This window comes from Microbispora sp. H10949 (assembly GCF_014161435.1).
GTDB lineage: Bacteria > Actinomycetota > Actinomycetes > Streptosporangiales > Streptosporangiaceae > Microbispora > Microbispora triticiradicis.
Genome location: NZ_JABBWZ010000029.1, coordinates 1 through 5,884, shown reverse-complemented (window position 1 = coordinate 5,884; position 5,884 = coordinate 1). Strand labels below are relative to the sequence as shown.

Sequence of the window (5,884 nt, the reverse complement as noted above, 5' to 3'; positions counted from 1 at the left end):
GCGTACACCTGCTGGACAGCGAGCTGCGACCGGTACCGCTCGGCGCGATCGGCGAGGTGTACCTGTCCGGCGAAGGCGTGACACGGGGCTACCACCAGCGGCCCGCACTGACGGCCGAACGCTACCTGCCCCTCCCCGGCAGCCGCGGGGACGACGACGGCGATGCCCTCCCCGATGACGACGCTCATGGTGAGGGTGGGCGGTTGTATCGGACGGGGGACCTGGCCCGCTGGCGCCCCAGCACCACCGCAGATGGCGGGGTGGAGTTCTTCCTGGACTACCACGGCCGGGTGGATCACCAGGTGAAGCTGCGGGGGTTCCGGATCGAGCCGGGCGAGGTGGAACACGCCCTGCTCCAGCACCCGGCCGTGTCCGAGGCGGTCGTCACCGTCCACGGCGACCACCTGATCGCCCACATCGCCACCAGAGCCCTCAGCCATATTCATCACGACGACGCCGGCGCGCACGATGTGCATGGTGGTCGTCCTGCGGTTGAGGCGGATCATGGTGATCTTGCCCTGTGCGATGCGGATTGCGAGCAGATTCTTCTGCGGTATCTGCGGGGGTGTCTGCCGCAGCATCTGGTGCCTGCCCGTGTCGTGGTGATGGAGGCGTTGCCGCGTACGCCGAACGGGAAGATCGATCGTAAGGCGCTGCCCGCGCCGTCGCTCACGACCGCCGGGGCCGGTGAAGTGGAGCCTCCCGGCACTGAGGCGCAGCGTCTGGTGGCCGGGTTGTTCGCCGGTCTGCTGGGCCGGCCGGTGACGAACATCCATGACGATTTCTTCAGTCTGGGTGGGCATTCGTTGCTGGCCACGCGGTTGGTGCATCGGTTGTCGGAGGCGCTGGGTGTGGTGGTGCCGCTTCGGCTGGTGTTCGATCATCCGACGGTGGCCGGTCTGGCTGAGCGGTTGCCGGGTGTGGGTGCCGGTGAGGTGGTCGCGATTCCGGTGGGTCGTCATCCGGCTGGTGAGCATGTGCATCCGGCGACGGCGAATCAGCAGCGGTTGTGGTTCTTGTGTCATCTGCACCCGGATACGAATCTGGCGTACCACATCACCGGTGCGGCGACCGTACGCGGGCCGCTCGACCGGGATGTGCTGCGCACCGCCCTCGCCCAGACCGTCCGGCGCCACGAAAGCCTGCGCACCACCCTCCGGATGGCGGAGGGGGAACTCGTACAGGTCGTTCACGAGGAGTGGGATTGGGAGCCGCCGCTCACCGCCGTGCCCGACCTGGCGGAAACCCTGGAGCAGTGGCGGACCTCGACGGTCGACCTCGAACAGGGCCCGCTGTTCCGCGCGCGGGTGGTGCGTGTCTCGGACGACGAACACGTGCTGCTGCTGTCGCTCCACCATGTCATCGCCGACGGCTGGTCCCTCACCGTGCTGTTCCGCGAGATCGCCGATCATTATCAGGCGGCCCGTACGGGTGAACCGTTCCCGCAGGGCGCCCCTCTTCAGTACGGCGACTACGCCCAGTGGAAGCTCGAAACTCCGGCCGATGACTCCGAACTCGGGTTCTGGCGTGAGTACCTCGCCGGCGCGCAGACGCTCGACCTGCCCACGGACAAGCCACGCCCGCCGTACGAGACGCACCGTGGGGACGCCGTTCCGCTCTCCCTGCCGGCGCAGACCGTCGAGCGCCTCGCACGGGAGAGCGGTACGACGACCTTCACGGTGATCACCACGGCGTTGACGCTGCTGCTCGCCAAACTCGCCGGTCAGGACGATGTCACCATCGGCATCCCGTCCTCCGGCCGTACGCATCCCGGCACCGCCGAGATGATCGGTTTCCTGGCGAACTCCCTTCCCCTGCGCTCCGTGACCCGGCCCGGCATGACGCTCGCGGAGGCGCTGAGCGCGACGCACGCGAACCTTCTGGAGGTCCAGCTTCACAGCGACACCCCGTTCGAGCGGATCGTCCAGCACGTGCGGCCGGAACGCGACTTCAGCCGCAGCCCGTTCTTCCAGGTCATGCTCGCGCTGGACAGCGCACCCCAGCGGACGCTGGAACTGCCCGGCCTCCACTTCACCCGAGTCGACATGGCGCCCGCCGGTACGCAGTTCGAGTTGTCGGTGCATTTGGAGCAGTCGGTGGAGGGGTTGGGTGGGTTCCTGACCTACAACACGGATCTGTTCGATGCGCGGTCGGCGGGTTTGCTGGCGGAGCGGCTGGCGGTGGTGGTGGAGGCGCTGGCCGCCGATCCCGGCGCGCGGGTGGTGGATCTCGACGTTCGTACGGCGGGGGAGAAGTCGGTCCTCGGTGTGTTGGGTGGCGGTGGTCCGCTGACCGGTCCGGCTGGTGTGCCGGCTGGTGGGTGTGTGCATGGGTTGGTCGAGGCGGTGGTGGATCGGTGTCCGGATGCGGTGGCGGTGCGGGCTGTTGACGGGGTGGTGCGGTATCGGGAGTTGGATGAGCGGGCTGAGTGGTTGGCTCGTCATCTGGTGGGGTTGGGTGCGGGGGCTGGGGTGTTGGTGGGGGTGTGCCTGCCGCGGACCAGTGATCTGATCGTGGCGTTGCTGGCGGTGTTGAAGACCGGTGCGGCCTATGTGCCGATCGATCCGGGGTATCCGCCGGAGCGGGTGGCCTATCTGCTGGCCGACAGCGAGGCGGCCGTGCTGATGACCACACCCGACCATAACCCCCTGGCCGGTTCCGCGGGCTCGGCCGGTTCGGCCGGGGTGCAGGTCGTCGACGTCGGTGCCGTGCTCGGTACGGCCGGGGACGGGTTCCATGGCCGGTTGAGCGTGGAAGTGCAGCCTTCGGATGCGGCGTATGTGATTTACACGTCGGGGTCGACGGGGCGGCCGAAGGGTGTGGTGATCGAGCATCGGCAGACGGTGGCGATGCTCGCCTGGGCGGGGCAGGCGTTCGGGGTGGGGGTGCTGGCGGAGACGCTGGCGTCGACGAGTGTGTGTTTCGACTTGTCGGTGTTTGAGATCTTCGCCCCGTTGTCGGTGGGGGCCACCGTCACCTTGGCGGCGGGTAACGCGCTGGATCTGATCGAGGATCGGGCCGGGTTCGGGCATGTGACGTTGGTGAACACGGTGCCGTCGGCGGCGGCGGAGTTGCTGGCGGCCGGGGCGATCCCGCCACGGGCGGCGACGATCAACCTGGCCGGGGAGCCGTTGCCGGTGGAGTTGGTGCGCGGGTTGTACCGGGACCCGGCGGTCGCCGTGGTCAACAACCTGTACGGCCCGACTGAAGACACCACGTACTCCACCCACGCGGTGACCGACCCCGGTGCGGAGCGGACCCCGCTGGGCCGCGCCCTGCCCGGGTCACGCGTGCATCTGCTCGACAGCGAGTTGCGTCCGGTGCCGCTGGGCGCGATCGGCGAGGTGTATCTATCGGGCCAGGGCGTGACGCGGGGCTACCACCAGCGGCCCGCCCTGACGGCCGAACGCTACCTGCCCCTCCCCGGCAGCCACGGGGACGACGACGGCGATGCCCTCCCCGATGACGACGCCCATGGTGAGGGTGGGCGGTTGTATCGGACGGGGGATCTGGCCCGTTGGCGCCCCTGCACCACCGCGGACGGCGGGGTGGAGTTCTTCCTGGACTACCACGGCCGGGTGGACCATCAGGTGAAGCTGCGGGGGTTCCGGATCGAGCCGGGCGAGGTGGAACACGCCCTGCTCCAGCACCCGGCCGTGTCCGAGGCCGTGGTCACCGTCCACGGCGACCACCTGATCGCCCACATCGCCAGCAAGAACACTCCCACCCGCGACCACGGCAACCATGCGCAGGGCGACGAGCGAGCCCACGACGAGCACAGTGACCACGCGGGCACCCATGACGTGCATGGTGGTCGTCCTGCCGTTGCGGCGGATCATGGTGATCTTGCCCTGTGCGATGCGGATTGCGAGCAGATTCTTCTGCGGTATCTGCGGGGGTGTCTGCCGCAGCATCTGGTGCCTGCCCGCATCGTGGTGATGGAGGCGCTGCCGCGTACGCCGAACGGGAAGATCGATCGTAAGGCGCTGCCCGAGCCGACATCGGTGTCCGGCAACAGTGAGGCCGAGGCTCCCGGCACCGAGGCGCAGCGTCTGGTGGCCGGGTTGTTCGCCGGTCTGCTGGGCCGGCCGGTGACGAACATCCATGACGATTTCTTCAGTCTGGGTGGGCATTCGTTGCTGGCCACGCGGTTGGTGCATCGGTTGTCGGAGGCGCTGGGTGTGGTGGTGCCGCTTCGGCTGGTGTTCGATCATCCGACGGTCGCCGGTCTGGCCGAGCGGTTGCCGGGTGTGGGTGCCGGTGAGGTGGTCGCGATCCCGGTGGGTCGTCATCCCGCTGGTGAGCATGTGCATCCGGCGACGGCGAATCAGCAGCGGTTGTGGTTCTTGTGTCATCTGCACCCGGACACGAATCTGGCGTACCACATCACCGGCGCGGCGACCGTACGCGGGCCGCTCGACCGGGATGTGCTGCGCACCGCCCTCGCCCACACCGCCCGGCGCCACGAAAGCCTGCGCACCACCCTCCGTGAGGAGAACGAGGAGCTCGTACAGGTGGTGTCCGCGGAACCGGTCGCCGACCTGGAGGAAGTGACCGCGTCCGACTGGGCCGCGGTGCTCGACGAGGAGGCGTCCCGGCCGCTCGACCTCGCCGCCGGGCCGCTCATGCGTACGGTCCTGGTGAGGGTGTCGGACGAGGAACACGTGCTGCTCCTGAGCCTCCACCACCTCATCTGCGACGGCTGGTCGCTCGACCTGCTGCTCCGTGAGATCACCGGCCACTACGCCAGGCTGGCCGAAGGTCCGGCGGGAAACGAGGCCCCTTCACCCGCGTCTGTGCAGTTCGCGGACGTCGAGCTGTGGGAGCGGCCGGTCACCGACGAGGACATGGATTTCTGGCGCGAGCACCTCGCCGGCGCGCAGACGCTCGACCTGCCCACGGACAAGCCACGCCCGCCGTACCAGACACACCGTGGGGACGCCGTTCCGCTGTCCCTGCCGGCCGCGACCGTCGCCGCCGTGACCCGGGCGACCGGGGCGAGTACGTTCTCCGTCGTGGCGACGGCGCTGGGTGTGCTCCTGGCCAAGCTCAGCGGCCAGGACGACGTCACGATCGGGTTCGCCGCCTCAGGGCGTACCCGGCCCGAGTTCACGGATGTCATCGGCATGCTCGTCACGACGCTGCCCCTGCGCATGCGCCCGGCGCCGGAGACGACTCTCCGTGACGTGCTGCGCGCCACGCACGACGCCGCGCTCGCCACCCAGCAGCACCAGCACGTCGGCTTCGATCGGCTGATCAACGAGTGCGTACGGGAACGCGACCTCAGCCGCAGTCCTCTCTTCCAGGTCATGCTGTCGATCAACGGCACGCCACCGCAGTACGAGCTCCCCGGGCTCGCGGTCGACCCGGTGCCGGTGCGTCCCCGAGCCAGCCAGTTCGAGTTGTCGGTGCATCTGGAGCAGTCGGTGGAGGGGTTGGGTGGGTTCCTGACCTACAACACGGATCTGTTCGATGCGCGGTCGGCGGGTTTGCTGGCGGAGCGGTTGGCGGTGGTGGTGGAGGCGCTGGCCGCCGATCCCGGCGCGCGGGTGATGGATCTCGATGTCCGTACGGCGGGGGAGAAGACCGTCCTCGGTGCGTTGGGTGACGGTGGCTTGCTGACCGGTCCATCTGTCGGGGCTGGTGGGTGTGTGCATGGGTTGGTCGAGGCGGTGGTGGATCGGTGTCCGGATGCGGTGGCGGTGCGGGCGGTTGACGGGGTGGTGCGGTATCGGGAGTTGGATGAGCGGGCTGAGTGGTTGGCTCGTCATCTGGTGGGGTTGGGTGCGGGGGCTGGGGTGTTGGTGGGGGTGTGCCTGCCGCGGACCAGTGATCTGATCGTGGCGTTGCTGGCGGTGTTGAAGACCGGTGCGGCCTATGTGCC

1 protein-coding gene is annotated in these 5,884 nt (G+C 68.8%); it reads left to right on the top strand.

Going from position 1 to position 5,884, the window contains the following annotated elements; translation table 11 throughout:
- Positions 1–5,884, top strand: a 5,884-nt coding sequence (locus HHX40_RS35410) for a non-ribosomal peptide synthetase (RefSeq protein ID WP_182884042.1), incomplete at both ends; no start/stop codon positions are given.